The sequence below is a fragment of the Arthrobacter sp. T572 genome, from assembly GCF_056780115.1.
The window spans coordinates 1,734,246-1,759,839 of sequence record NZ_JBRAZQ010000002.1; the positions used below are offsets into that span (position 1 = coordinate 1,734,246).

Consider the following 25,594-nt stretch of genomic DNA (forward strand, 5'->3'; position numbering starts at 1 on the left):
CAAGCATTAGATACGCAACACGCAACAACCAAAGGAGCACTCTCGTGACTGAGCGCATTGTTCTGGCCTACTCCGGTGGCCTCGATACGTCCGTAGCCATCGGCTGGATCGGTGAAGCCACCGGCGCCGAGGTCATCGCTGTGGCCGTCGACGTTGGACAGGGCGGCGAGTCCCTGGAGACCATCCGCCAGCGGGCCCTCGGCTGTGGCGCCGTCGAAGCCTACGTTGCCGATGCCCGCGATGAGTTCGCCAACGAGTACGCCATGCCCACCCTCAAGGCGAATGCCCTCTACCAGGGTCACTACCCGCTGGTCTCGGCCATCTCCCGCCCCGTCATCGTCAAGCACCTGGTCAAGGCTGCCCGCGAATTCGGTGCCACCACCGTCGCACACGGCTGCACGGGCAAGGGCAACGACCAGGTCCGCTTCGAAGTGGGCATCCAGACCCTCGGCCCGGACCTGAAGTGCATCGCACCTGTCCGCGACCTCGCCCTGACCCGCGACAAAGCGATCGCCTTCGCCGAGGAAAAGGGACTGCCGATCGAGACCACCAAGAAGAACCCGTACTCGATCGACCAGAACGTCTGGGGACGCGCCGTCGAGACCGGCTACCTCGAGGACATCTGGAACGCACCCACCAAGGACATCTACGACTACACCGCCACCCCGGAATTCCCGCCGGCACCGGATGAAGTCACCATCTCCTTCCAGGCCGGTATCCCGGTAGCGATCGACGGCGTGAAGGTCACCCCGCTGCAGGCCATCCAGGAACTGAACCGCCGTGCCGGCGCCCAGGGCGTGGGCCGCATCGACGTCGTCGAGGACCGCCTGGTGGGCATCAAGTCCCGCGAGATCTACGAAGCTCCCGGTGCCATGGCCCTGATCACCGCGCACAAGCACCTCGAAGATGTCACGATCGAGCGAGAGCAGGCCCGCTTCAAGGCAACGGTCGGCCAGCGCTGGGCCGAGCTTGTCTACGACGGACAGTGGTTCTCCCCGCTGAAGCGTTCCCTGGACGCCTTCATCGAGGACACCCAGAAGTACGTCTCCGGCGACATCCGCATGGTCCTCCACGGTGGCCAGGCCATCGTTAACGGCCGCCGTTCCGACACCTCGCTGTACGACTTCGACCTCGCCACCTACGACACCGGCGACACCTTCGACCAGTCCATGGCCCGCGGCTTCATCGAGCTGTGGGGCATGTCGTCCAAGGTCGCCTCGGGCCGCGACCTGCGGGTTGCTGGCGAATAATGACGTCGGCAACTAACGAAGGCGCACTCTGGGGCGGCCGGTTCGCCGGTGGCCCTGCGGACGCGCTGGCCGCACTGAGCAAGTCCACGCATTTCGATTGGCGGCTGGCCCGCTACGACATCGCCGGTTCCAAGGCGCACGCCCGTGTGCTGGCCAAGGCCGGCTTGTTGGATGACGCCGAGCTCGAAGGCATGTTGGCGGCGCTCACGCAACTGGACGAGGACGTCGCGAGCGGCGCCTACCTTCCTGCTGAGAGCGACGAGGATGTACACGGCTCGCTGGAACGTGGCCTGATCGAGCGGGCAGGCGCCCAACTGGGCGGCAAGCTCCGTGCAGGCCGTTCCCGCAACGACCAGGTGGTTACGCTGGGCCGGATGTTCCTGCGTGACCACGCCCGGATCATCGCCCAGGGTGTCCTCGCGACCATCGATGCGCTGGTGGAGCAGGCCAAGGCCCACCAGGGCGTGGCCATGCCGGGCCGCACGCATCTGCAGCATGCGCAGCCGGTCCTGCTGAGCCACCACCTGCTTGCCCACGCGTGGGCTCTGCTGCGCGACGTCCAGCGTCTCCAGGACTGGGACAAGCGTGCCGGAGTTTCGCCGTACGGCTCGGGCGCCCTGGCGGGTTCCTCGCTGGGACTGGATCCTGAGGCGGTAGCTGCCGACCTCGGTTTCTACTCAGCCGTGCACAACTCGATCGATGGCACCGCCTCCCGCGATGTCTTCGCTGAGTTCGCCTGGGTGTGCTCCATGATCGGCGTTGATCTGTCCCGGATCTCGGAGGAAGTCATTTTCTGGGCGACCAAGGAGTTCTCCTTCGTCACGCTGCATGACTCGTACTCAACGGGCTCCTCGATCATGCCGCAGAAGAAGAACCCGGACGTCGCCGAACTCGCACGCGGCAAGGCGGGACGCCTGATCGGCAACCTGACCGGCCTGCTGGCAACGCTCAAGGGGCTGCCGCTCGCGTACAACCGCGACCTGCAGGAGGACAAGGAACCGGTGTTCGACGCCGCCGACACCCTGGAGCTGCTGCTTCCGGCTGTGTCCGGCATGATCGCCACGCTGACGTTCAACCGTGAACGTCTGGAATCCTTGGCACCGCAGGGCTTCGCCCTGGCCACCGACATTGCCGAATGGCTTGTCCGCCAGGGCGTGCCGTTCCGAGAAGCACACGAGCTCTCCGGTGCTGCCGTCAAGCAGGCCGAGAGCCGCGGCGTGGAGTTGTGGGACCTGACGGACGAAGAGTATGCAACGATTTCGGAGCACCTGACTCCCGAAGTCCGCAGTGTCCTCAGTACCGAAGGTTCGCTCAACAGCCGCAACTCGCAGGGCGGAACGGCACCGGCCGCCGTCGAACGCCAGCTCGAGGCGCTTGAAGCGGAACTGGAGGCTGCGCGCACGTACGCGGCGTAACGGAGTTCGAAAGCTGGGCGGGATGGTGCCAACGGGTGCCATCCCGTCCTGCTTTTTATTGTCTGCGTTAGCATGGCGCTATGACCCCGATCACAGCTGAGATGCTGCCCGCAGAGCTTCACAAAGCCGCCGGCACCGTCACCCGCCTTTTGGCCAAAATGGACGATTCCTCCGTCACCGAGCCCTCCGAACTTCCGGACTGGACGCGCGGCCACGTGCTGGCGCACCTCACGGGCATCGCCAATGCCATGGCGCGGCAGTTGGAGTATGCGCGGCGCGGCGAACAGATCGAACTGTACGACGGCGGCATGGAAGGCCGCACGAAGGCCATCAACCTCGCGGCGGGCCACAGCCTTGCTGAACATACTGCCTCTGTCACCACGGCTGTGGAATCGGCTGTTGCAGCCTTCGACGCGTTGGAGCCTGGCGACTGGCAGGCGCGGATCAGCTACCGGGACGGAACCGTGCTCGACGGCGGCCTGGCGTTGTGGCGGGAACTCACCATCCATGCCGCGGACCTCGGATTGGGCTTTGGACCGGAGACCTGGAGCCGTCCGTTTTGCGAGCACCTCTTCGGCTTCCTGGAGGCACGTGTGCCGGGGGAGTACAGGTTCGTCCTCCAACCCACCGGACTCCCTCCGCTGACCTTGGGCTCCGGCGGCACGTCCATTGCCATCACCGGCATGCTGACGGACATTGCTGCCTGGCTCGCAGGCCGTGAGCCGAGCCTCGGTTCGCTCCGCGCTACGGCAGCGGCGGACGGAGTGGACCTGCCCGAACTCCTGCCCTGGCCGGCCGGCGTCCCCGCCCAGCCAACCCACTGACGCTCTCTCACCGATACACCCTTTCTGCTGGACGCTCTCTCACCGATAGGCCTTTTCCCGCGGACGCTCTCTCACCGATAGGCCTTTTCCCGCGGACGCTCTCTCCCCGATAGGCCTTTTCCCGCGGACGCTCTCTCACCGATAGGCCTTTTCCCGCGGACGCTCTCTCACTTGCTTCAAAGCGGTGAGAGAGCGTCGATGAAGAGGTGGTGATTGGTGAGAGAGCGTCGGTGGAAAGGTGGTGATTGGTGAGAGAGCGTCGGTGGAAAGGTGGTGATTGGTGAGAGAGCGTCGGTGGAAAGGTGGTGATTGGTGAGAGAGCGCCGGCAGCGGGCTTCAGCGTTTGGAGGCTGCTGCCGCCCGCCACAGGTGCATGACCGCATACGAGCGCCACGGGCTCACTTCCCGGAAATCGGCGCTCAATCCCGACCCATCCCGCACGGCCTTGAGTCCGTTGCGTACGGCAGCGTCGTTGCCCAGGAAGATATCGGGCGCCCCCGGAACCCGCATGGCTACGTATCCGACCGTCCACGGTCCCACCCCGGGGAGTGGGAGCAGCTTCCGGGAAAGGCTCCCGTGGTCGTCGCCATAGCCAATATCGAGGGACCCCTCCGCCATCGCTGCTGCCGCGGAAAGTACAGAGTCGATGCGGCGCTGTGGTCCCCGGAGGAGCGCCCTGCCGCCCTCGGCGAGCTGGACCGCCGTCGGGAACATCCGCTCAAGTGAGCCGTCGGTGATGGCTGACGGGGTTCCGAGAACGGAGAGCTGTGTCAGCGCAGTGCGGGCTGCGGCAACGGTGATCTGCTGACCAATCATGGCGCGGATCAGCAGTTCCTGCGGGTCCACGGCTCCTGGCAGCCGGATTCCGGGGACGGCCCGGACGGCGTCCCGCAGGCGGACGTCCGCACCCAGTGCTTCATCGATCGCCAAGGGGTCCGCGTCCAGGTCGAACAACCTGCGGACCCGGGCTAGCAAGGTCGGAAGGTCGTGGAGATTTGCGACGGTGGCCGTTAGCTGCAGCCGGCTTCCGGGGGCGGCAGGATCAAACGAAACGGAGAAGGCCGCCTGGCCGCGGGGGAGCAGCAGTGTCCTGGCGTACGTTCGGCGCCCGCCCGGTTCGCCGGCTGACGCTTCAACGCCGGGTACGGCGCGGACCGCCAGGAAGTCGAAAATGCCCGGATCGAACGGTTCCCGATAGGGAAGGTTCAACGTCAGGTTGGCCGGGGCTCCTTCGGTATTCCGGCGCTGCCGGGAGGTCGGCGCAGTGGCGCGGACCGCCGTCGGGGTCATGGCGAAAACTTCACCGATGGTGTCGTTGAACTGCCGCACGCTGTTGAAGCCGGACGCGAAAGCGACGTCGGCAAGCAGCATGTCCGTGGAAACCAGCAGGGTGCGGGCAGTCTGGGCCCGGCTTGCCCGCGCCAACGCCAGGGGACCGGCGCCCAGTTCCTGGCTCAGGATCCTGTTCAGCTGGCGGGAGGAATATCCGAGGCGCCGCGCCAGCCCTTCCACGCCTTCCCTGCTGATCACACCATCGTTGATCAGACGCATCGCCCTGCCGGCGACGTCCGAGCGGAGGTTCCAGGCGGGGGTCCCGGGCACGGCTTCGGGCAGGCAGCGCTTGCAGGCCCGGTAACCGGCCTCGTGCGCGGCGGCCGAGGTCTCGTAGAACGTCACGTTCTCGGCTTTGGGGGTCCTGGCGGGGCACGATGGGCGGCAATAGATGCCAGTGGAGCGCACAGCGGTGAAGAACTGGCCGTCGAACCGGGGATCCCGTGCGTCGATCGCCCTGTAGCGCTGCCAGAAGTCCATGGCTTCATCCTTTCACCGGGGTGTCATCGCTGCCAGCGGAAATCGGACATGGCCGTCTACGCCGTTGCTAAGGTCTGGTCATGACCGCAAACCTCGTCACAGCACCGGATGCTGTCCGCGATTTCCTGACCGGCGATCCTCGCTCCATAGCGCCCCTTTTCCTCGGGGCGGTCCTGACCCGTCAATCGGAGGCGGGTCCCGTGTCGGTCCGCCTGACGGAGGTGGAGGCTTACATGGGTCCCCGCGACTCAGAGCATCCGGATCCCGGATCCCACACGTACGGCGGCCGCACTGCCCGCAACGCACCCATGTTCGGCCCCGCCGGCTACCTCTACGTCTACTTCACGTATGGCATGCACTACTGCGCCAACATTGTCTGCGGTCCCGACGGCGCTCCCTCCGCGTTGCTGCTGCGCGCCGGTGAAGTGGTGGCCGGCGGGGAGCTGGCCGCCGCGCGGCGACCGGCGTCCAAGACACACAAGGACCTGGCGAGCGGACCGGCCCGTCTCGCTTCAGCGTTGGGGCTCACGACGGCGGACACTGGCCGTGACGCCCTCGTGGAACCGTTCAGCTTGTGGTTGCCCGGGACACCGGCGGCGGCCGTGGCGAGCGGACCCCGGGTAGGCGTCGCCGGGCCGGGTGGCACTACGGAATATCCCTGGCGCTTTTGGATTGAGGACGACCCCACGGTGTCCCGTTACAAGGCGGCAAGACCCCGGAACCGCAGCACGGGCACGTAGCGCGGAGGGCCTGCCGCGTCCCCCGCGTCCGCGATGCGGCCCATGCCCCCACACGTTTACCAAAATCGCTGTAGAATGGACGGTCTGTCTTTTCCGATAGGGGTTACGGTTCGAATGCACGACGCTGATTTGGTCCACGAGCAGGAATACGTTGCCGGGCTGTATGCCCGGCTCGACGAGCTGCGCGAGGAAAAGCGCACCCAGCTGGCGCAGGTTCGCAAGGCAGGTGCTGTGGGTACCATGCAGAACGTTTCGGAACGGGACGCGTTCGCGGCGCTGTACGAGGACCGCCTGGCCCAGCTCGACGCCGTCGACGACCGGCTGGTCTTTGGCCGGCTCGACCTGGACTCAGGTGAGGCGCAGTACATCGGCCGCATCGGCCTGTCCACCGCGGACCTGCAGCGGCTCATGGTTGACTGGCGCGCCCCCGAGGCAGGCCACTTCTACCAGGCAACGGCTTTCGACCGCCAGGGTGTGCGCCGCCGCCGGCACCTGATCCTGCAGGGCCGGGACGTCAAGGCGATCGAAGACGACGTCCTCGACGCCGGTATGCTCGCGGACAACGAGTCCCTCCAGGGCGAGGGTGCATTGCTCGCTGCCCTGAACTCCAAACGGACCGGCCGTATGTCGGACATCGTGGGCACCATCCAGTCGGAGCAGGACAGGATCATCCGTTCGTCCATTTCGGGTGCCTTGGTGGTACAGGGTGGGCCGGGTACCGGAAAGACGGCAGTGGCCCTGCACCGCGCCGCGTATCTTCTGTACACACACCGCGATCGGCTCAAGAGCGCCGGTGTACTCCTGGTGGGTCCGTCGTCGTCGTTCATGCACTACATCGAGCGGGTCCTGCCGTCCCTCGGTGAAACAGGCGTGGTCATGGCGAGCCTCGGACGGCTGATGCCGGGCATCCAGGCGGTCCCGGAAGAGAATGCGGATATTGCCGCACTGAAGGGCAGGCTGGACATGGCCGCGGTTGTGGCCAATGCCGTTGCCAACCGGCAGCGGACTCCCGGCAAGGACCGGATCCTTGAAGTCGATTCACGAAAGCTGAGGCTGTCGGAGCGCCAGGTCCGCCGCGCCCGCGACAAAGCGCGCGCCACTGGCAAGCCGCACAATGAAGCGCGCCTGACGTTCATCAAGATCCTCCTCCGTGAACTCACGGAACAACTGACGGAACAGGTGGAGGCCGCCAACATCGGCAACAACGCCGACCGCGCCTATCTGGCAGAGGACGTCCGCACCGCGCGGGACGTACGCGTCATGCTGAACCTGTGCTGGATGCCGATGACGCCTGAAAAGCTCATCTCCGAGCTTTTCAGCAAGCCCGCCATTCTTGAGGCCTGTACTCCGCACCTGACCCCTGAACAGCGTGCGCTGCTTCAACGCCCGGCTGACGCGCCTTGGACCGAAGCCGACGTGCCCCTGCTGGACGAGGCTGCCGAGCTGCTGGGTGAGCTTGACCCCGCTGCCGGGCGCGGACTGGCCCAGCAGGAAGCTGACCGCGCGCGTGACCTGGCCAATGCAAAGCAGACGCTCGCCAACATGGAGGCCATGGGCGTCGATGTCCTCATGACCGCAGAAGAACTGGCCGAGCAGAACCAGGAACGCGAGAACCGGCTGACCGCAGCCGAGCGTGCCACGAGCGACCGCACCTGGGCCTTCGGGCACATTGTGGTTGACGAGGCCCAGGAACTCTCGCCCATGCAGTGGCGGCTTTTGGTTCGCCGCTGCCCGCTGAAGTCCTTCACTATCGTTGGCGACATCGCCCAGACGAGCGCCGCGGCAGGTGCCAATTCGTGGCAAAGTGCCTTGGCGCCGTCGTTCGGTGACCGCTGGACGCTGGAAGAACTCACCGTCAACTACCGCACACCGTCCCAGATCGCCGAAGCTGCTGTCCGCATGGCCAACCGTGCCGGGCTGGTGGTCTCTGCACCGAAGGCCGTCCGTGAGGGCAAATGGTCACCGATCGTCGACCGGGTCGAGGCCGACGGGATCGTGTCCCGCCTGGTGGAGGTCCTGCCGGAGGAACTGGAAGCGATCGACGGCGGTCTGCTGGCTGTGATTGCCGACGGCCCACTCCTGCCGGAAGCCGCCGCGGCGCTGCGCGGCATTTATGGCCGCCGGATCGGCACAGGTGCCGGCAGTTACGAGCAGGACATCGTGGTGATCGGTCCCAAGGAGGCAAAGGGGCTGGAGTTCGACGGCGTAGTGGTTCTGGAACCGGCAGCCATGCTCAACCACGAGCACGGCAAAGTGGGCGATCTTTACGTCGCCATGACAAGGCCCACGCAGAGGCTCCGCCTGATCACTGCGGCGCCATTGCCTGCCGGTATTGAACGGTAGGAAAAGCCGCACCCACAATCCTGCTACCTTAGAACCCGTGTCACACGTAATTAACTTCGAGTCCCAACAGAACGATCCTGCTTTCGCCAACATCTGGCAGGAGCTCAAATGGCGCGGCCTGGTCCACGTTTCCACCGAGGAAACCGAACTGGAAAAGCTGCTCGCCGGGGACCCGATCACCTATTACTGTGGCTTCGACCCGACGGCGCCGTCCCTGCACCTGGGCAACCTGGTGCAGCTGCTGGTGATGCGCCGCCTGCAGTTGGCCGGCCACAAGCCGCTCGGTCTGGTTGGCGGGTCCACTGGCCTGATCGGTGACCCGCGTCCGACGGCGGAACGCACCTTGAACACCAAGGACACCGTTGCGGAGTGGGTGGGCAGGCTGCAAGGCCAGGTGCGCCGTTTCCTGAGTTTCGACGGTGACAACGCCGCGCGGATGGTCAACAACCTGGACTGGACGGCGCCGCTAAGCGCGATCGACTTCCTGCGCGAAATCGGCAAGCACTTCCGTGTTGGCACCATGCTGCGCAAGGATGCCGTGGCCTCGCGCCTGAACTCGGACGAAGGCATCAGCTACACGGAATTCAGCTACCAGATCCTGCAGGGCATGGATTACCTGGAGCTGTACCGCGATTACGGCTGCGTCCTGCAGACCGGCGGTTCGGACCAGTGGGGAAACCTGACCAGCGGCACGGAACTGATCCGCAAAGTTGAAGGCAAGAGCGTGCACGCCCTTGGTACTCCGTTGATCACCAACTCCGACGGCACCAAGTTCGGCAAGTCCGAAGGCAACGCGGTCTGGTTGGACGGCGAGATGTGCAGCCCGTACACCTTCTACCAGTTCTGGCTCAACACCGCCGATGCGGACGTGGTGGACCGGCTCAAGGTCTTCACGTTCCTCAGCCGTGCGGAGATCGAGGCACTTGGACAGGCGGTGGCGGAACGTCCGTTCGCACGGGAAGGGCAGAAAAAGCTCGCCTTCGAGGTCACCTCCCTGGTGCACGGTGTCGAAGCCACGGAAAAGGTCATCGCTGCCTCCGCCGCCGTCTTCGGCAATGGAGACCTCACGGTGCTTGACGAGCAGACCCTTGCTGCGGCGACCGCCGAGCTTCCGTCCGCGAAGATCGACGCAGACGGCCTGGGAATCATCGACCTCCTGGTCGCTTCCGGCCTCTCCGACAGCAAGTCGGCCGCCCGCCGCACTGTGGGCGAAGGTGGTGCGTACGTCAACAACACCAAGGTCGCAGATCCCGACGCCGTCATCGGCCAGGACCAACTCCTTCATGGACGGTACCTCCTGCTGCGCCGGGGTAAGAAAAACCTGGCGACGGTGGAGGTTTCCGCCTGATTCTCAGGTAGTCCCAGTGCCTGGGTAGGTCCGGGTGCCTGTGTTGTTCTGTGTCCGGGTAGGCCGGCAGCCCGCGTGGTTGCCGGCCTTTTCGGCGTTTAAGCCACCCCAGCGGACGCTCTCTCACCTATCGCCCGTGTTGGGCCGTCGCTCTCTCACCTATCGCTCGTTTTGGGTCGACGCTCTCTCATCTATTGCCCGTTTTGGGCCGTCCCTCTCTCATCTATCGCCCGTTTTGGGCCGTCGCTCTCTCACTTCCCGGCGCGTGGTTGTGGGGTGTTTTGGGGTGTGATGGGGTTCACGGGTTGTGGATTTGTTTGTGGTGTGGGGGGTGTGTAAAGTTATTCGAGTTGCCGCCGCTGATGCGGGTTTGAAGGCGACGATCTCCCTCTTGAATGGCCGGTTTCCGGTGGTGCTTTGGTGTGCTGTCGGGGTTGGTGGGGGCTTGGGCTGGTTTGCTTTGTGGGGCTGGTTCGGGTAAGTTTGAAAAGTTGCTCCGGAGCGATCTGCTGGCCTGTGTGGTTGGTGGTGGTGCTGGTTTGTGACCTGTTGTTTGAGAACTCAATAGTGTGCCAAGTTTGTTGATACCGATTGTTTTTTGATTGGTTGGATTTTGCCGGGCCGCCGTGCACCCCTGTGTGTGGTGGTTTGGTTTTCAGCTGGTTTCAGATTTTTGCATGGCTTCTCCTGTCTTTTTCCGGTGGGGGTTGTTGTGTTTTCGTTTTTGTTTTACTTTGACGGAGAGTTTGATCCTGGCTCAGGATGAACGCTGGCGGCGTGCTTAACACATGCAAGTCGAACGATGATCTCCAGCTTGCTGGGGGGATTAGTGGCGAACGGGTGAGTAACACGTGAGTAACCTGCCCTTGACTCTGGGATAAGCCTGGGAAACTGGGTCTAATACCGGATATGACCATCTGGCGCATGTCATGGTGGTGGAAAGCTTTTGTGGTTTTGGATGGACTCGCGGCCTATCAGCTTGTTGGTGGGGTAATGGCCTACCAAGGCGACGACGGGTAGCCGGCCTGAGAGGGTGACCGGCCACACTGGGACTGAGACACGGCCCAGACTCCTACGGGAGGCAGCAGTGGGGAATATTGCACAATGGGCGAAAGCCTGATGCAGCGACGCCGCGTGAGGGATGACGGCCTTCGGGTTGTAAACCTCTTTCAGTAGGGAAGAAGCCTTTCGGGGTGACGGTACTTGCAGAAGAAGCGCCGGCTAACTACGTGCCAGCAGCCGCGGTAATACGTAGGGCGCAAGCGTTATCCGGAATTATTGGGCGTAAAGAGCTCGTAGGCGGTTTGTCGCGTCTGCTGTGAAAGACCGGGGCTCAACTCCGGTTCTGCAGTGGGTACGGGCAGACTAGAGTGCAGTAGGGGAGACTGGAATTCCTGGTGTAGCGGTGAAATGCGCAGATATCAGGAGGAACACCGATGGCGAAGGCAGGTCTCTGGGCTGTAACTGACGCTGAGGAGCGAAAGCATGGGGAGCGAACAGGATTAGATACCCTGGTAGTCCATGCCGTAAACGTTGGGCACTAGGTGTGGGGGACATTCCACGTTTTCCGCGCCGTAGCTAACGCATTAAGTGCCCCGCCTGGGGAGTACGGCCGCAAGGCTAAAACTCAAAGGAATTGACGGGGGCCCGCACAAGCGGCGGAGCATGCGGATTAATTCGATGCAACGCGAAGAACCTTACCAAGGCTTGACATGGACCGGAAAGACCTGGAGACAGGTGCCCCGCTTGCGGCCGGTTTACAGGTGGTGCATGGTTGTCGTCAGCTCGTGTCGTGAGATGTTGGGTTAAGTCCCGCAACGAGCGCAACCCTCGTTCTATGTTGCCAGCGGTTCGGCCGGGGACTCATAGGAGACTGCCGGGGTCAACTCGGAGGAAGGTGGGGACGACGTCAAATCATCATGCCCCTTATGTCTTGGGCTTCACGCATGCTACAATGGCCGGTACAAAGGGTTGCGATACTGTGAGGTGGAGCTAATCCCAAAAAGCCGGTCTCAGTTCGGATTGGGGTCTGCAACTCGACCCCATGAAGTCGGAGTCGCTAGTAATCGCAGATCAGCAACGCTGCGGTGAATACGTTCCCGGGCCTTGTACACACCGCCCGTCAAGTCACGAAAGTTGGTAACACCCGAAGCCGGTGGCCTAACCCTTGTGGGGGGAGCCGTCGAAGGTGGGACCGGCGATTGGGACTAAGTCGTAACAAGGTAGCCGTACCGGAAGGTGCGGCTGGATCACCTCCTTTCTAAGGAGCTGCTAACAACTTGCCGGTGCCCCTGTAGGGGGTGTTGGTGGTTGTCAGTGTTGCCCATTGCGCAGGCGGATGTTCTGCGGTGGGTGCTCATGGGTGGAATATCAACGAATCATTTTTTGTGGTGGCATGGTTTTTGCTGCTGGTGTTCTGGTGTTAGTACGGCGGTCCTGCCCTTTTGTGGTGGGGTTGTTTGGAAGGTGCCGGGGTGTTGGTGGTGGGGGTTGTGTTTGGCGCACTGTTGGGTCCTGAGGCAACAGGACCTTCACGCAGCTTTTTGCGGGGAGACACGTTTCTGGTGTTTCTTTGTTTTCCTGCGGCCGTTTCCTTGTCACACGGGTGCCCCTCTTTTTTGTGGGGTTGTGTGGTGGGGGTGGTTGTTGGGGTTGTTGTTTGAGAACTACATAGTGGACGCGAGCATCTGGACGCATGCACCTGTTGGGTGTGTGTGTTCGTAGCAATTTCTTTGATTTAGAACCTGGGACTGCTGCCTGCCTGTTGGGTGGGTGGTGGTTTTCCTGTGGTTCTCTCGAATGGATTCAAGCATCAGCCAGGCCCCTTGGTGGGGTTTGGTGTGTGTGGTCTAGTTTTTAAGGGCGCACGGTGGATGCCTTGGCATCAGGAGCCGAAGAAGGACGTAGGAATCTGCGATAAGCCTGGGGGAGTTGATAACCGAGCGGTGATCCCAGGATGTCCGAATGGGGAAACCCCGCATAACGCTGCAAGGTGATTGTGTGACCCGTACCTGAACTCATAGGGTGCGTGGGGGGAACGCGGGGAAGTGAAACATCTCAGTACCCGTAGGAAGAGAAAACAAGAGTGATTCCGTTAGTAGTGGCGAGCGAACGCGGATGAGGCTAAACCGACCCATGTGTGATAGCCGGCGGGCGTTGCGTGGGCGGGGTTGTGGGACTTGCTGTACTGGTTCTGCCGGACCGGTGGGGTGAGAGTGCAGGTATAGGTGAACGGTCTTGAAAGGCCGGCCAGAGAGGGTGTGAGTCCCGTAACCGTAATGTTGTGCACCGCCTTTGGTGAGGATCCCAAGTAGCACGGGGCCCGAGAAATCCCGTGTGAATCTGTCAGGACCACCTGATAAGCCTAAATACTTCCTGATGACCGATAGCGGACCAGTACCGTGAGGGAAAGGTGAAAAGTACCCCGGGAGGGGAGTGAAACAGTACCTGAAACCGTGTGCTTACAATCCGTCAGAGCAGCCTTGTTGTTGTGATGGCGTGCCTTTTGAAGAATGAGCCTGCGAGTTAGTGTTACGTCGCGAGGTTAACCCGTGTGGGGCAGCCGTAGCGAAAGCGAGTCTGAACAGGGCGTTTGAGTGGCGTGATCTAGACCCGAAGCGGAGTGATCTACCCATGGCCAGGTTGAAGCGACGGTAAGACGTCGTGGAGGACCGAACCCACTTCAGTTGAAAATGGAGGGGATGAGCTGTGGGTAGGGGTGAAAGGCCAATCAAACTCCGTGATAGCTGGTTCTCCCCGAAATGCATTTAGGTGCAGCGTTGCGTGTTTCTTGCCGGAGGTAGAGCTACTGGATGGCCGATGGGCCCTACAAGGTTACTGACGTCAGCCAAACTCCGAATGCCGGTAAGTCAGAGCGCAGCAGTGAGACTGTGGGGGATAAGCTTCATAGTCGAGAGGGAAACAGCCCAGACCACCAACTAAGGCCCCTAAGCGTGTGCTAAGTGGGAAAGGATGTGGAGTTGCTTAGACAACCAGGAGGTTGGCTTAGAAGCAGCCATCCTTGAAAGAGTGCGTAATAGCTCACTGGTCAAGTGATTCCGCGCCGACAATGTAGCGGGGCTCAAGTACACCGCCGAAGTTGTGGCATTCACACATATACCTCAGCCCTTTGTGGTTCAGGGGTGTGGATGGGTAGGGGAGCGTCGTGTGGGCGGTGAAGTCGCGGTGGAAACCAGCGGTGGAGCCTACACGAGTGAGAATGCAGGCATGAGTAGCGAAAGACGGGTGGGAAACCCGTCCGCCGAATGATCAAGGGTTCCAGGGTCAAGCTAATCTGCCCTGGGTAAGTCGGGACCTAAGGCGAGGCCGACAGGCGTAGTCGATGGACAACGGGTTGATATTCCCGTACCGGCGAAAAACCGCCAATACTGAGCGGGGGATACTAACCACCCCCCACCTGGCCGGATCACCACTTGTGGTGTGATGGTTGTGGTGGTGGCTGGGACCTGATCCCGGGAGGTAAGCGTATTAACAGGTGTGACGCAGGAAGGTAGCCGGGCCGGGCGATGGTAGCCCCGGTCCAAGGATGTAGGGTCAGGGATAGGCAAATCCGTTCCTGTGTGCTTCGAGCACGCTCCTGAGATCTGATGGGACCCCCGTTCGGGGGGATCCGGTGATCCTATGCTGCCTAGAAAAGCATCGACGCGAGGTTTTAGCTGCCCGTACCCCAAACCGACACAGGTGATCAGGTAGAGAATACCAAGGCGATCGAGAGAATTATGGTTAAGGAACTCGGCAAAATGCCCCCGTAACTTCGGGAGAAGGGGGGCCTGCCCCGTGAAACGACCTTGCGTTGTGGAGCGGGTGTGGGCCGCAGAGACCAGGGGGAAGCGACTGTTTACTAAAAACACAGGTCCGTGCGAAGTCGCAAGACGATGTATACGGACTGACTCCTGCCCGGTGCTGGAAGGTTAAGAGGACCGGTTAGCCACCTCGCGTGGCGAAGCTGAGAATTTAAGCCCCAGTAAACGGCGGTGGTAACTATAACCATCCTAAGGTAGCGAAATTCCTTGTCGGGTAAGTTCCGACCTGCACGAATGGAGTAACGACTTCCCCGCTGTCTCAACCATAAACTCGGCGAAATTGCAGTACGAGTAAAGATGCTCGTTACGCGCAGCAGGACGGAAAGACCCCGAGACCTTTACTATAGTTTGGTATTGGTGTTCGGAGTGGCTTGTGTAGGATAGGTGGGAGACGTTGAAGCCCGGACGCCAGTTCGGGTGGAGTCATCGTTGAAATACCACTCTGGTCACTTTGGACATCTAACTTCGGCCCGTGATCCGGGTCAGGGACAGTGCCTGATGGGTAGTTTAACTGGGGCGGTTGCCTCCTAAAGAGTAACGGAGGCGCCCAAAGGTTCCCTCAGCCTGGTTGGCAATCAGGTGTCGAGTGTAAGTGCACAAGGGAGCTTGACTGTGAGAGAGACATCTCAAGCAGGGACGAAAGTCGGGACTAGTGATCCGGCGGTACATTGTGGAATGGCCGTCGCTCAACGGATAAAAGGTACCTCGGGGATAACAGGCTGATCTTGCCCAAGAGTCCATATCGACGGCATGGTTTGGCACCTCGATGTCGGCTCGTCGCATCCTGGGGCTGGAGTAGGTCCCAAGGGTTGGGCTGTTCGCCCATTAAAGCGGTACGCGAGCTGGGTTTAGAACGTCGTGAGACAGTTCGGTCCCTATCCGCTGCGCGCGCAGGAAATTTGAGAAGGGCTGTCCTTAGTACGAGAGGACCGGGACGGACGAACCTCTGGTGTGTCAGTTGTACTGCCAAGTGCACCGCTGATTAGCTACGTTCGGATGGGATAACCGCTGAAAGCATCTAAGCGGGAAGCTCGCTTCAAGATGAGATTTCCACACACCTAGCGTGTGAGAGGCCCCCAGCCAGACCACTGGGTTGATAGGCCGGACGTGGAAGCGAGGACCAAAGACTCGTGAAGCTGACCGGTACTAATAGGCCAACAACTAACACCACACACACTTGCATGCACGCGTCCACTATGTGGTTCCCGAACAACAACCCGTTCAGGAAAACCAACCACAACCAAATAACAACACCACAGTTGTAACCACACAAACTTCCCACCCCCACCAACACGGGGGACGGGTAACAAGGTTACGGCGGTCATAGCGTGGGGGAAACGCCCGGTCCCATTCCGAACCCGGAAGCTAAGACCCACAGCGCCGATGGTACTGCACCCGGGAGGGTGTGGGAGAGTAGGACACCGCCGGACAACCATTCACAGGTCGAGACCCCCCAACCACGTTGGGGGGTCTCCCACATTAAGCGGCCGATCCCGTGGCAGCACTTCCGCTGTGAGACTTGCCACGGGCACCGGCCTTCTGGCCCTCCACGTTCGGTGTCCCATGGGGCCTTCACTTAGAATTGATACAGATAACGGGCCGGTCCTTCGCGCTGCCGGCGGCGTAACAACGAAATACGGGTTATGAGCGACTACGCACGCGCCAGTGGTCGGCTCGCAACAGGAGGAATCCAGCATGGCTGAGCACAATGGCGGCAACCGCGGCGGTAATCGCGGCGATTTCGGTGGCAACCGCGGGGATCGAGGATCTTTCCGCGCCAACAACAACTCCGGCGGAGATCCCCGGGGCTTCCGCTCCAGGGACAAGCGTGAGGGCAACGACCAAGGCCGTTCTTTCGGTGACCGCGACCGTCGTTCCTTCGGTGATCGGGGAGATCGCGGTGAGCGTCCTGCCCGCGATGGTGAGCGCCGTCAGTTTGGTGATCGCGACCGTGACCGCAAGCCGTTCAACGAAGGCCGCGGCCCCCGGAACTTCGACCGTCCCCGCCGTGACGGCGATGACCGCCGTTCCTTTGGTCCCCGCCGTGACGGCGATGACCGCCGTTCCTTTGGCCCCCGCCGCGACGATGACCGTCGTTCCTTCGGTGATCGGGGAGACCGTGGTGAGCGTCCTGCCCGCGATGGTGAGCGCCGTCAGTTTGGTGACCGCGACCGTGACCGCAAGCCGTTCAACGAAGGCCGCGGCCCCCGGAACTTCGACCGTCCCCGCCGTGACGGCGATGACCGCCGTTCGTTTGGCCCGCGCCGCGACGATGACCGTCGTTCCTTCGGTGATCGGGGAGACCGTGGTGAGCGTCCTGCCCGCGATGGTGAGCGCCGTCAGTTTGGTGACCGCGACCGTGACCGCAAGCCGTTCAACGAAGGCCGCGGCCCCCGGAACTTCGACCGTCCCCGCCGTGACGGCGATGACCGCCGTTCCTTTGGTGACCGCAAGCCGTTCCGTGACCGGCCCCGGGATGAGGACCGCGGTCGCGACGACGAGCGTTTCAGCCGCGGTGGAGACCGACGCTCGTTTGCCGGTCGGGGAGAAGGTCCGGAGGGCCAGGAGGAACGTCCGGCGCGCATCCACAACGCCAAGGACATCCGGAGCTCGAACCGCCCGGATCGTGAGCGTTCCCCCGAAATCGACGAGGACGTTACCGGCCGCGAGCTCGATCGCGCCACCATGCACCAGGTCAAGACCCTTGAGGACCAGAGTGCAGGGTGGGTTTCCAAGCACCTTGTCATGGCCGGGCGGCTTGTGGATGTAGAACCGGAGCTTGCGTTCCAGCACGCGCTTGCTGCCAGCCGACGCGGCGGAAGGTTGTCGGCAGTCCGTGAAGCTGTTGGCCTCACGGCCTACGCGGCCGGTCACTACGGCGAAGCTCTTCGTGAATTCCGTACCTATCGCCGTATCAGCGGTTCCAATGTCCACCTGCCCATCATGGCCGACTGCGAACGTGGGTTGGGGCGGCCTGACCGCGCCCTGGACATGGTCCGTTCCCCGGAAGCGCAGGATCTTGATGCTCCCGGCAAGGTGGAACTGGCCATTGTAGCGTCGGGTGCACGCTCTGACCTCAACCAGGTTGAAGCCGCAGTCGCTGAGCTGGAGATCCCGCAGTTGGACATCAACCGGGCCTTCTCCTACAGCCCCCGCCTGTTCCGTGCTTATGCCGAGGCCCTCATCGCCGCCGGCCGTGCCGACGAAGCCGTGAAGTGGGAGCGGCAAGCGGTCGTGGCCGAGAACGCGCTGGGTATCGGGGAGTTCGAAGAGCCCGAAATCGTGGACCTCGGCTGGGACGAGGAAGAAGAGGAAGCCCAGCGCAAGCCGCGTTTCAACAAGGACTCGGGGGACGCCGTCGTCGAACAGCCTGACAGTGCAACCGTGATTGCGGAGGCCGCGGCAGCTGACGTCGAGCACGATGACGCCAATATCGACGACGCCAATATCGACGACGCCGAGTCCGATTACTTCGAATCCGACGATCCCGAGTCGGACGTCGATTCCGCCGAGGACGAGGACGAGGACGCTGAAGAAGCAGAGGACACCGATTCCAGGCATGGCTGATGCACTGATCGCGTCCTTTGACGCCGTCCTGTCCGACCTTGACGGGGTGGTGTATGCAGGGCCACACGCCATCCCGGGTGCTGTTGAGTCGCTGAAGCGGCTGGAGAGCGTGGGCGTGGGGCTGGGGTATGTCACCAACAATGCCTCGCGCACACCGGCGCAGGTAGCTGCCCATTTGCGTGAGCTCGGCGCTCCTGCCGAGGACCACCAGGTGGTCAGTTCCTCGCAGGCGGCTGGTGAGCTCCTGGCTTCCAGGCTGCCTGCCGGAGCGCACGTCCTGATCACGGGCAGTGCCGCCTTGGCCCACGAAATCGAACTGGTGGGGCTCAAGCCCGTGCACAGCGCCGCCGAAAATCCGGTCGCCGTGGTGCAGGGTTTCAACCCGGATATCGGCTGGAAAGACCTGGCTGAGGCGTCTTATGTGGTTGCCGGCGGGGCTGAATGGTTTGCCACCAACACCGATATGTCCATCCCGCAGGCACGTGGCATGGCGCCCGGTAACGGCACCCTGGTGGCAGCCGTTGCCGCGGCGACAGGCAAGCGGCCGCTGGTGGCCGGCAAGCCGGAGGCGCCCATGTTCCACTCTGCCGCCAAGCGCCTTAAAGCCAGCTGCCCCCTGGTGGTCGGTGACCGCCTGGACACGGACATCCTGGGGGGAAACCGGGCTGGATTTGCGACGGCGGCAGTCCTCACCGGCGTCGATACCAGGGAGAGCATCCTGGCCGCCCGTACGGAAGAGCGTCCGGATTACGTGATTGCCGGACTGGGCGACCTCTACGTGCCCTATCCGGAGGTCATCAACGACGGCGGCAGGTTCCGTTGCGGGGACGCATCGGCTGTAGCGTCGGACGGCACCGTGACGGTGTCGGGCACTGACAGCGACCTTGATGCATGGCGGGCTGCCTGCGCAGCCTGGTGGGCAACTGTACCGGACTCTGCTGTTGCCAAGGCTCCGCGCCTGGAGTGGCGGAGTCATTAGACTGGTGCAATGACCGAGCCCAGCACCCACCCGGATTCTGCCGGCGAAGATCATGGGGCGCGGTGGCCCGGTGGAGCCGAACCCACAGGTGACGCTGCCGTGGACCAGGTTCTGGGCCTGCTGGGGGCCGTACCTGCTGCGGAGGTCGCGGACCATGCCGGTCTTTACGGGGCTGTCCATGATGCCCTGATGGAGGCCCTGGATGCTGAGCCGGGCATGCCGCCGACCGGTCACATGAACCCTGAAAGAGCTTTGGAAGGCGACAGCTGAAGCATGGCAAGACTTGATCAGGAACTCGTCTCCCGCGGGTTGGCGAGGTCCCGGACCCATGCTGCGAAGCTGATCGGTGACGGCAAGGTCAGCTCGGAGGGCGTGGTCCTGGCAAAGGCGGCGTTGCAGGTCGATGCCGGGGTCCGGCTTGACGTTGAGTCGCACCTCGAGGATGTCTATGCCAGTCGGGCAGGCCACAAACTGGCCGGGGCCCTGGCGGCCTTTCCCGCTGTTAAGGTGGCGGACCGCCGTTGCCTGGACGCGGGCGCCTCCACCGGCGGTTTCACGGACGTGCTTCTGCGCCAGGGGGCGGCCCAGGTGGTGGCGGTGGACGTCGGACACGGCCAGCTGGTGCCCGCCCTGCGCGATGACGCCCGGGTTGAGGTCCATGAGGGCCTGAACGTCCGGTACATGGCACCTGGACAGATCGGCAGGGAGGTCTCCCTGACAGTCGCGGACCTGTCCTTCATCTCCCTGACCCTCGTCCTGGAACCGTTGGCCGCCTGCACGGAGCGCGGCGGTGACCTGGTGCTGATGGTCAAGCCGCAGTTCGAGGTGGGCAGGGAGCGGTTGAGCCGTACAGGGGTGGTTACCTCGGAGGTTGAACGACGCCGGGCGGTCGCCCAGGTGGCCCGGGCCGCGGTTGACGCGGGGCTGGAACTTCGGGGCCTGGCGGCCAGTCCGTTGCCGGGGCAGGACGGAAATGTTGAATACTTCCTGTGGATGACACGGAGGATGTCGGCGGAGTTGCCTAAGATCGAAGAGCGGGACGAGGACGTTGCTGCGCTGATGAAGAACCTCTGGCCAAACGACTAGAAAGCAGAACCCGATGAGCAGGCATGTACTTGTCCTTGCCCACACAGGGCGGGAGGATTCGCTCCGCGCGGCGTGGGATGCCTGTACGCAGCTGCATACGTCCGGGCTGGTGCCGGTGCTCCAGAAATCCGAACTCGTTGATGTGGAGCGCTTCTTCGGGGCCTTGGACACCCCCATTGAGATCCTGCATGACGACGTCAGCCTTGAAGATGTCGAACTGGTCATGGTCCTCGGTGGCGATGGCACCATCCTGAGGGCCGCGGAGCTGGTCCGCGAGGTTGATGTTCCCTTGCTGGGCGTCAACCTGGGCCATGTCGGTTTCCTGGCCGAAAGCGAGCGGGCAGATCTTGCCCAGACGGTGGAGTGGATTGCCAGCCGGCAGTACACCGTGGAAGAACGCATGACCATCGATGTCCAGGTGTGGATCAAGGGACGGAAGATCTGGCACACGTGGGCACTCAATGAGGCGGCCATCGAGAAAGCCAACCGTGAGCGCATGCTGGAGGTCGTCACGGAAGTGGACGAGCGCCCCCTGACATCCTTCGGCTGCGACGGCGTGGTGCTGGCGACGCCCACGGGGTCAACCGCCTACGCGTTCTCTTCGGGCGGGCCCGTGGTCTGGCCGGAAGTTGAAGCGTTGGTGATCGTGCCGATCAGCGCCCACGCCCTGTTCGCCAAGCCCTTGGTAGTGTCGCCGCGGTCCAAGCTGGCCGTGGAGATCATGAACCGAACGGATGCACTGGGCGTGCTGTGGTGCGACGGGAGGCGCTCCGTTGACCTCCCTCCGGGCGCCCGCGTGGAAGTGACCCGTTCGGCCCGTCCGGTCCGTCTGGCCCGCACCCACAACACACCCTTCTCCGCCCGCTTGGTCCGCAAGTTCCAGTTGCCCATCCATGGCTGGCGCGGGCCGGCGCCCCGCAGCGGCGAAGTCCACACCGGTCCCATTCCGGTCATCAGAACCCCCTCGCCTGCCCCTTTGCCGAGTCCGCCGGAACCCCACCGGCCGGTCGGCAACACCGTGGATACCGGCGTGTCCGGAGACCCTGGGCACGGTGAATCCTCCGACCCCACGAATGCGAAGTGAAGCATGCTTGAAGAACTCCGAATCCGTGATCTGGGCGTCATTACCGATGCCTCCCTGCCACTGGGCCCCGGCCTCAGCGTCGTGACCGGTGAGACCGGCGCCGGCAAGACCATGGTGGTGACCGCCGTCGGGCTTCTCCTGGGTGCCCGGTCGGACGCCGGTGCCGTTCGAAGCGGTGCCAAGTCTGCCTCCGCGGAGGCCGTCCTGAAGCTTGACCCCCACCACAGTGCCGTGGAGCGCACCAGGGAGGCCGGCGGCGAAGCGGAAGAGTTCGACGGCGTCGCCGAACTCCTGCTGGCCCGTACCGTGGGTGCCGACGGGCGCAGCCGTGCTTACGTTGGTGGCCGGGCCGCACCTGTGGGCGTCCTGGGCGAATTGGGTGAGAGCCTGGTAGTGGTGCACGGGCAAACCGACCAGATCCGGTTGAAGGGCGCCGCCGCGCAGCGCCAGGCCTTGGACAGGTTCGCCGGGGCTTCGTTGGCGAAGTCGTTGGGGGAGTACCAGGAACTTTACGCCCACTGGAAGGCCATCCAGTCTGAACTGGACACTCTCCGGAGTGAAGCGCGGGAGAGGCTTCGCGAGGCTGAATCGCTGGATGCCGCGTTGACCGAAATCGATGCGGTCGATCCCCAGTCCGGTGAGGATGAAAGCCTCAAGGCCGAGGCCGTCAAGCTCGCCAACGTCGAGGAGCTTCGGCTGGCGGCGGCAGCAGCGCATGAGTCCCTGATCGCCGAAGAATTTGGCGAGAGCGGTGATGCCACCTCACTGGTGGACGCCGCCAAGCGGACGCTGGAGCATGTGGCCGAACATGATGAAGCCCTTGGTGCAGCGGCAGCGCGTCTGGCGGAAGTCGGCTTCCTTCTCAACGACATCGCCGGAGAACTGTCCAGCTACCAGGCTTCGCTGGACACGGAAGGTCCGGAACGGCTGTCGGAGATTGAGGAGCGGCGTGCCGCCCTTGCCAAGCTGATCAGGAAGTATGCCCCCAGCATTGATGAGGTCCTGGAGTGGGCGGCCGCCGCCAGGGTCCGGATGGACGAGTTGCAGGACGACTCCAGCCGGATTGAGGCCCTTGACGCCGAGGTGGCATCGACGGAAGCGAGGCTTGCCAAGCAAGCTGCGGCCATCACCAAGGCAAGGACCAAGGCCGCCAAGGATCTTTCGGCACGGGTCAGTGCCGAACTGAAGGCATTGGCAATGGCCGACGCCACCTTGGTCATCACCATCGAGGACACCGGCTCCTTGGGTCCGTGGGGTTCCGACGACATCGCCTTCCTCCTGCAGCCCCACTCCGGCGCTCCTGCGAGGCCGCTGGGCAAGGGTGCTTCCGGTGGTGAGCTTTCGCGGGTGATGCTTGCCATCGAGGTTGTCCTGGCTGCTGTGGACCCGGTCCCGACCTTCGTTTTCGATGAGGTGGACGCCGGTGTTGGTGGCCGCGCCGCCGTCGAAATCGGCCGCAGGCTTGCCATGCTGGCCCGCCACGTCCAGGTCCTGGTGGTCACGCACCTGCCGCAGGTTGCCGCCTTCGCCGACCAGCACATCCGCGTAACCAAGACCTCGGTGCGTGGCAAGGACGGGAAGACATCCACGGGCTTCACGTCCAGCGATGTCCAGCTGCTCGATGAGGAGGAACGCGTCAGGGAACTGGCCCGCATGCTCGCGGGCCAGGAGGATTCGGAATCAGCCCGGGCGCATGCCCAGGAGCTCCTGGACGATGCGAAGCTGTTGCCGCAGGGTGCCTGATGCCGCTGATGCGGGCCGGCGGGCTGCGACCACAATCACAACCAGCGTGCCGGTCCCTTGCCGCTCTTGATTGAATGCGCACTTACGGGCCACTATGGACCATTTGGGGAATCCGGACAGGACGCTTGGAAGGCGTAATTGATGATAAGCTCGAATTCCGTGGTGCAGCGATCAAATTCCCGTGTAAATTCCCGGTTCCCGGGTTCGTCCAAGACGACCAAACACATCTTCGTCACCGGTGGTGTGGCGTCCTCGCTCGGTAAGGGTCTGACGGCTTCCAGCCTCGGCCACCTGCTGCGGGCACGCGGTTTGTCTGTAACTATGCAGAAGCTCGATCCCTACCTGAATGTGGATCCGGGCACGATGAATCCCTTCCAGCACGGCGAAGTTTTCGTGACGGACGACGGCGCCGAGACCGATCTCGACATCGGACACTACGAGCGCTTCCTCGATGAGAACCTTGAGGGTTCGGCCAACGTGACAACTGGCCAGATCTACTCCTCGGTGATCGCCAAGGAACGCCGTGGCGAGTACCTCGGAGACACCGTCCAGGTCATCCCGCACATCACGGATGAGATCAAGCGCCGTATGCGTCTTCCTGCCGAGGGCAAGAACGCTCCTGACGTCATCATCACTGAAATCGGCGGTACGGTGGGCGACATCGAGTCGCAGCCCTTCCTGGAATCGGCCCGCCAGGTACGCCAGGACATCGGACGCAGCAACGTGTTCTTCCTGCACGTTTCGCTGGTACCGTACATCGGCCCGTCGCAGGAGCTGAAGACCAAACCAACGCAGCACTCCGTGGCTGCATTGCGGTCCATCGGCATACAACCGGAAGCGATCGTGATCCGTTCGGACCGCGAGGTTCCCGAAGCCATGCGCGAGAAGATCGGACGCATGTGCGACGTCGATATCGACGCCGTGGTCAACGCAGCCGATGCTCCCAGCATTTACGACATCCCCAAGACCCTGCACTCGCAGCAATTGGACTCCTACATCGTCCGGGCCCTTGACCTGCCGTTCAAGGACGTCGACTGGAGCAAGTGGGACAAGCTGCTTGAAGCGGTGCACAACCCCAAGCACCAGGTCGAGATTGCCCTGGTGGGCAAGTACATTGACCTTCCGGATGCGTACCTCTCCGTGACCGAGGCCCTGCGTGCCGGCGGTTTCGCCAACGAGGCCAAGGTCAAGATCCGCTGGGTCCCCTCGGATGAATGCGAAACCCTGGCCGGCGCCACCAAGTCCCTGGCCGGCGTGGACGCGATCTGCGTGCCCGGCGGCTTCGGTATCCGCGGTCTTGAGGGCAAGCTGGGTGCGTTGAAGTTCGCCCGCGAAACCAAGCTTCCGGTCCTGGGGCTGTGCCTCGGACTGCAGTGCATGGTGATCGAATATGCCCGCAATGTGGTTGGCCTGGAGGGTGCCTCCTCCAGCGAATTCGAGCCGGACTCCAAGTTCCCGGTCATTGCCACCATGGAAGAGCAGCTGGACATCGTGGAAGGCAAGGGAGACCTGGGCGGCACCATGCGCCTGGGCCTCTACGAAGCCAAGCTCGATGAGGGCTCGGTAGTGGCGGAGACCTACGGAACCACGACGGTCAGCGAACGCCACCGCCACCGCTACGAGGTCAACAACAAGTACCGTGACCAGATCGCAGCAGAAGGCCTTGTCTTCTCCGGCACGTCTCCTGACGGCAAGCTGGTGGAGTACGTGGAACTTCCCCGCGAGGTGCACCCGTACTACGTCGCTACGCAGGCACACCCGGAGCTCAGCTCCCGTCCCACGCGTCCCCACCCGCTGTTTGCAGGCCTCGTGAAGGCTGCGCTTGAGCGTCGTGAGGGTGCAGCCGTGGCAACGGACACCGGTGCCCGCGCGGTAGCTGCCAAGTAAATACACCACCAGAGAAAAGGACGGCGCGATGCCCGGTATTTCTGAAACTTCCAGCACGGCACGGCAGGTTTCGGACGTACCGAGCCCGCGCCGTCTTGTGTCTTCCAACAAGGTCTACGAAGGCCGCATCTGGGATGTGGTCAGTGATGCTTTCCAATTAAGTGAGGACACAGGCACGCTGGTCCGCGACTACATCGACCATCCGGGCGCCGTGGCTGTCCTGCCCATGAACGTGGACGGAGACATCCTGCTGCTGAAGCAGTACCGCCACCCCGTGGGAATGGACTTGTGGGAGATCCCGGCAGGCCTGCTGGATGTCGAGGGCGAGGACTTCGTGGCCGGCGCGGCCCGTGAGCTTGCCGAAGAAGCCGACCTCGTGGCCTCCACCTGGAACGTGCTGGCCGATTTCTTCAATTCCCCGGGTTCTTCCAGCGAGGCGGTCCGCATTTACCTGGCCCGCGGGCTCTCCGATGTTCCTGAGGCGGACCGGCATGTCCGGACTGATGAGGAAGCCGAGATTGAACTTCGCTGGGTGCCGCTGGATGACGCCGTCCGGGCGGTGCTGGAAGGCCGGCTCCACAACCCCTCGGCCGTGCTGGGCATTCTGGCTGCCGCGGCGGCGAAGGCGGACGGATTCGCCGGACTCAGGCCCGCCAACGCGCCCTGGCCCGCGCACCCGAGCCAGCGCTGAGC

At 63.0% G+C, this 25,594-nt stretch carries 16 protein-coding genes and 3 rRNA genes; 17 read left to right on the forward strand and 2 right to left on the reverse strand.

Annotated elements, in window-relative coordinates; all coding sequences use genetic code 11:
* Positions 1-44: 44 nt before the first annotated feature.
* The 3 genes from ACUYMZ_RS09240 (at position 45) to ACUYMZ_RS09250 (ending at position 3,489) form a co-directional block, all read left to right on the forward strand.
* Complete coding sequence (locus tag ACUYMZ_RS09240) at positions 45-1,250, forward strand: argininosuccinate synthase (RefSeq protein WP_144663087.1); 1,206 nt, start codon at positions 45-47, stop codon at positions 1,248-1,250.
* A complete protein-coding gene (argH, locus tag ACUYMZ_RS09245; protein WP_481602877.1) occupies positions 1,250-2,665 on the forward strand; it encodes an argininosuccinate lyase in 1,416 nt (471 codons plus the stop codon). Before ACUYMZ_RS09240 ends, argH begins: the two co-directional genes overlap by 1 nt.
* Before the next feature lie 80 nt (positions 2,666-2,745).
* Entirely contained in the window at positions 2,746-3,489 is a 744-nt protein-coding gene (locus ACUYMZ_RS09250; protein WP_481602879.1) for a maleylpyruvate isomerase family mycothiol-dependent enzyme, read from the forward strand.
* Between the two features lie 336 nt (positions 3,490-3,825).
* Here the strand turns inward: ACUYMZ_RS09250 and ACUYMZ_RS09255 are convergent, their stop codons facing one another.
* Complete coding sequence (locus ACUYMZ_RS09255; RefSeq protein WP_481602881.1) at positions 3,826-5,301, reverse strand: DNA-3-methyladenine glycosylase 2 family protein; 1,476 nt, start codon at positions 5,299-5,301, stop codon at positions 3,826-3,828.
* A gap of 80 nt (positions 5,302-5,381) precedes the next feature.
* Between ACUYMZ_RS09255 and ACUYMZ_RS09260 the strand changes: the two genes are divergently transcribed.
* The 6 genes from ACUYMZ_RS09260 (at position 5,382) to rrf (ending at position 15,985) form a co-directional block, all read left to right on the forward strand.
* A complete protein-coding gene (locus tag ACUYMZ_RS09260) occupies positions 5,382-6,041 on the forward strand; it encodes a DNA-3-methyladenine glycosylase (RefSeq protein ID WP_481602883.1) in 660 nt (219 codons plus the stop codon).
* A gap of 114 nt (positions 6,042-6,155) precedes the next feature.
* Complete coding sequence (locus tag ACUYMZ_RS09265) at positions 6,156-8,384, forward strand: HelD family protein (protein ID WP_481602885.1); 2,229 nt, start codon at positions 6,156-6,158, stop codon at positions 8,382-8,384.
* A gap of 37 nt (positions 8,385-8,421) precedes the next feature.
* On the forward strand, positions 8,422-9,732 hold the full coding sequence (gene tyrS / locus ACUYMZ_RS09270) for a tyrosine--tRNA ligase (protein ID WP_442425136.1): 1,311 nt from the start codon (positions 8,422-8,424) through the stop codon (positions 9,730-9,732).
* Positions 9,733-10,466: 734 nt separating this feature from the next.
* Positions 10,467-11,992 (forward strand): 16S ribosomal RNA (locus tag ACUYMZ_RS09275).
* A gap of 586 nt (positions 11,993-12,578) precedes the next feature.
* Positions 12,579-15,726 (forward strand): 23S ribosomal RNA (locus ACUYMZ_RS09280).
* A gap of 142 nt (positions 15,727-15,868) precedes the next feature.
* Positions 15,869-15,985, forward strand: a 5S ribosomal RNA gene (rrf, locus tag ACUYMZ_RS09285).
* The 16S, 23S and 5S rRNA genes sit together here, the layout of an rRNA operon.
* 211 nt (positions 15,986-16,196) lie before the next feature.
* Here rrf and ACUYMZ_RS09290 read toward each other — a convergent pair.
* The gene (locus ACUYMZ_RS09290; protein WP_481602887.1) at positions 16,197-17,489 is read right to left on the reverse strand and encodes a hypothetical protein; all 1,293 of its coding nucleotides are present in this window, start codon (positions 17,487-17,489) and stop codon (positions 16,197-16,199) included.
* A 9-nt stretch (positions 17,490-17,498) separates the two neighbouring features.
* Here ACUYMZ_RS09290 and ACUYMZ_RS09295 point away from each other — a divergent pair, with 9 nt between their 5' ends.
* From ACUYMZ_RS09295 to ACUYMZ_RS09330, 8 genes are all read left to right on the forward strand, one after another.
* The gene (locus ACUYMZ_RS09295; protein ID WP_481602889.1) at positions 17,499-18,122 is read left to right on the forward strand and encodes a hypothetical protein; all 624 of its coding nucleotides are present in this window, start codon (positions 17,499-17,501) and stop codon (positions 18,120-18,122) included.
* The gene (locus ACUYMZ_RS09300) at positions 18,115-19,101 is read left to right on the forward strand and encodes an HAD-IIA family hydrolase (protein WP_481602891.1); all 987 of its coding nucleotides are present in this window, start codon (positions 18,115-18,117) and stop codon (positions 19,099-19,101) included. Before ACUYMZ_RS09295 ends, ACUYMZ_RS09300 begins: the two co-directional genes overlap by 8 nt.
* 9 nt (positions 19,102-19,110) lie before the next feature.
* Entirely contained in the window at positions 19,111-19,371 is a 261-nt protein-coding gene (locus ACUYMZ_RS09305) for a hypothetical protein (protein ID WP_426006927.1), read from the forward strand.
* A 3-nt stretch (positions 19,372-19,374) separates the two neighbouring features.
* Positions 19,375-20,187, forward strand: a complete 813-nt coding sequence (locus ACUYMZ_RS09310; protein ID WP_481602893.1) for a TlyA family RNA methyltransferase — start codon at positions 19,375-19,377, stop codon at positions 20,185-20,187.
* A 13-nt stretch (positions 20,188-20,200) separates the two neighbouring features.
* Complete coding sequence (locus ACUYMZ_RS09315; RefSeq protein ID WP_426006929.1) at positions 20,201-21,271, forward strand: NAD kinase; 1,071 nt, start codon at positions 20,201-20,203, stop codon at positions 21,269-21,271.
* 3 nt (positions 21,272-21,274) lie between these two features.
* On the forward strand, positions 21,275-23,014 hold the full coding sequence (gene recN, locus ACUYMZ_RS09320) for a DNA repair protein RecN (protein WP_481602895.1): 1,740 nt from the start codon (positions 21,275-21,277) through the stop codon (positions 23,012-23,014).
* A gap of 141 nt (positions 23,015-23,155) precedes the next feature.
* Positions 23,156-24,901: a CTP synthase gene (locus ACUYMZ_RS09325; RefSeq protein ID WP_481602897.1), complete on the forward strand. Its 1,746-nt coding sequence runs from the start codon at positions 23,156-23,158 to the stop codon at positions 24,899-24,901.
* 28 nt (positions 24,902-24,929) lie between these two features.
* Positions 24,930-25,592 (forward strand): NUDIX domain-containing protein, encoded by a 663-nt coding sequence (locus tag ACUYMZ_RS09330; protein WP_426006932.1) that lies wholly within the window; start codon positions 24,930-24,932, stop codon positions 25,590-25,592.
* The last annotated feature ends 2 nt before the right edge of the window (positions 25,593-25,594 follow it).

Coding starts and splice junctions, on each gene's coding strand:
- ACUYMZ_RS09295 (WP_481602889.1), top strand. CDS start 17,499: ATGGCCGACTGCGAACGTGGGTTGGGGCGGCCTGACCGCGCCCTGGAC.
- ACUYMZ_RS09250 (WP_481602879.1), top strand. CDS start 2,746: ATGACCCCGATCACAGCTGAGATGCTGCCCGCAGAGCTTCACAAAGCC.
- ACUYMZ_RS09265 (WP_481602885.1), top strand. CDS start 6,156: ATGCACGACGCTGATTTGGTCCACGAGCAGGAATACGTTGCCGGGCTG.
- recN (WP_481602895.1), top strand. CDS start 21,275: ATGCTTGAAGAACTCCGAATCCGTGATCTGGGCGTCATTACCGATGCC.
- argH (WP_481602877.1), top strand. CDS start 1,250: ATGACGTCGGCAACTAACGAAGGCGCACTCTGGGGCGGCCGGTTCGCC.
- ACUYMZ_RS09325 (WP_481602897.1), top strand. CDS start 23,156: ATGATAAGCTCGAATTCCGTGGTGCAGCGATCAAATTCCCGTGTAAAT.
- ACUYMZ_RS09260 (WP_481602883.1), top strand. CDS start 5,382: ATGACCGCAAACCTCGTCACAGCACCGGATGCTGTCCGCGATTTCCTG.
- ACUYMZ_RS09315 (WP_426006929.1), top strand. CDS start 20,201: ATGAGCAGGCATGTACTTGTCCTTGCCCACACAGGGCGGGAGGATTCG.
- ACUYMZ_RS09255 (WP_481602881.1), bottom strand. CDS start 5,301: ATGGACTTCTGGCAGCGCTACAGGGCGATCGACGCACGGGATCCCCGG.
- ACUYMZ_RS09310 (WP_481602893.1), top strand. CDS start 19,375: ATGGCAAGACTTGATCAGGAACTCGTCTCCCGCGGGTTGGCGAGGTCC.
- ACUYMZ_RS09300 (WP_481602891.1), top strand. CDS start 18,115: ATGGCTGATGCACTGATCGCGTCCTTTGACGCCGTCCTGTCCGACCTT.
- ACUYMZ_RS09305 (WP_426006927.1), top strand. CDS start 19,111: ATGACCGAGCCCAGCACCCACCCGGATTCTGCCGGCGAAGATCATGGG.
- ACUYMZ_RS09330 (WP_426006932.1), top strand. CDS start 24,930: ATGCCCGGTATTTCTGAAACTTCCAGCACGGCACGGCAGGTTTCGGAC.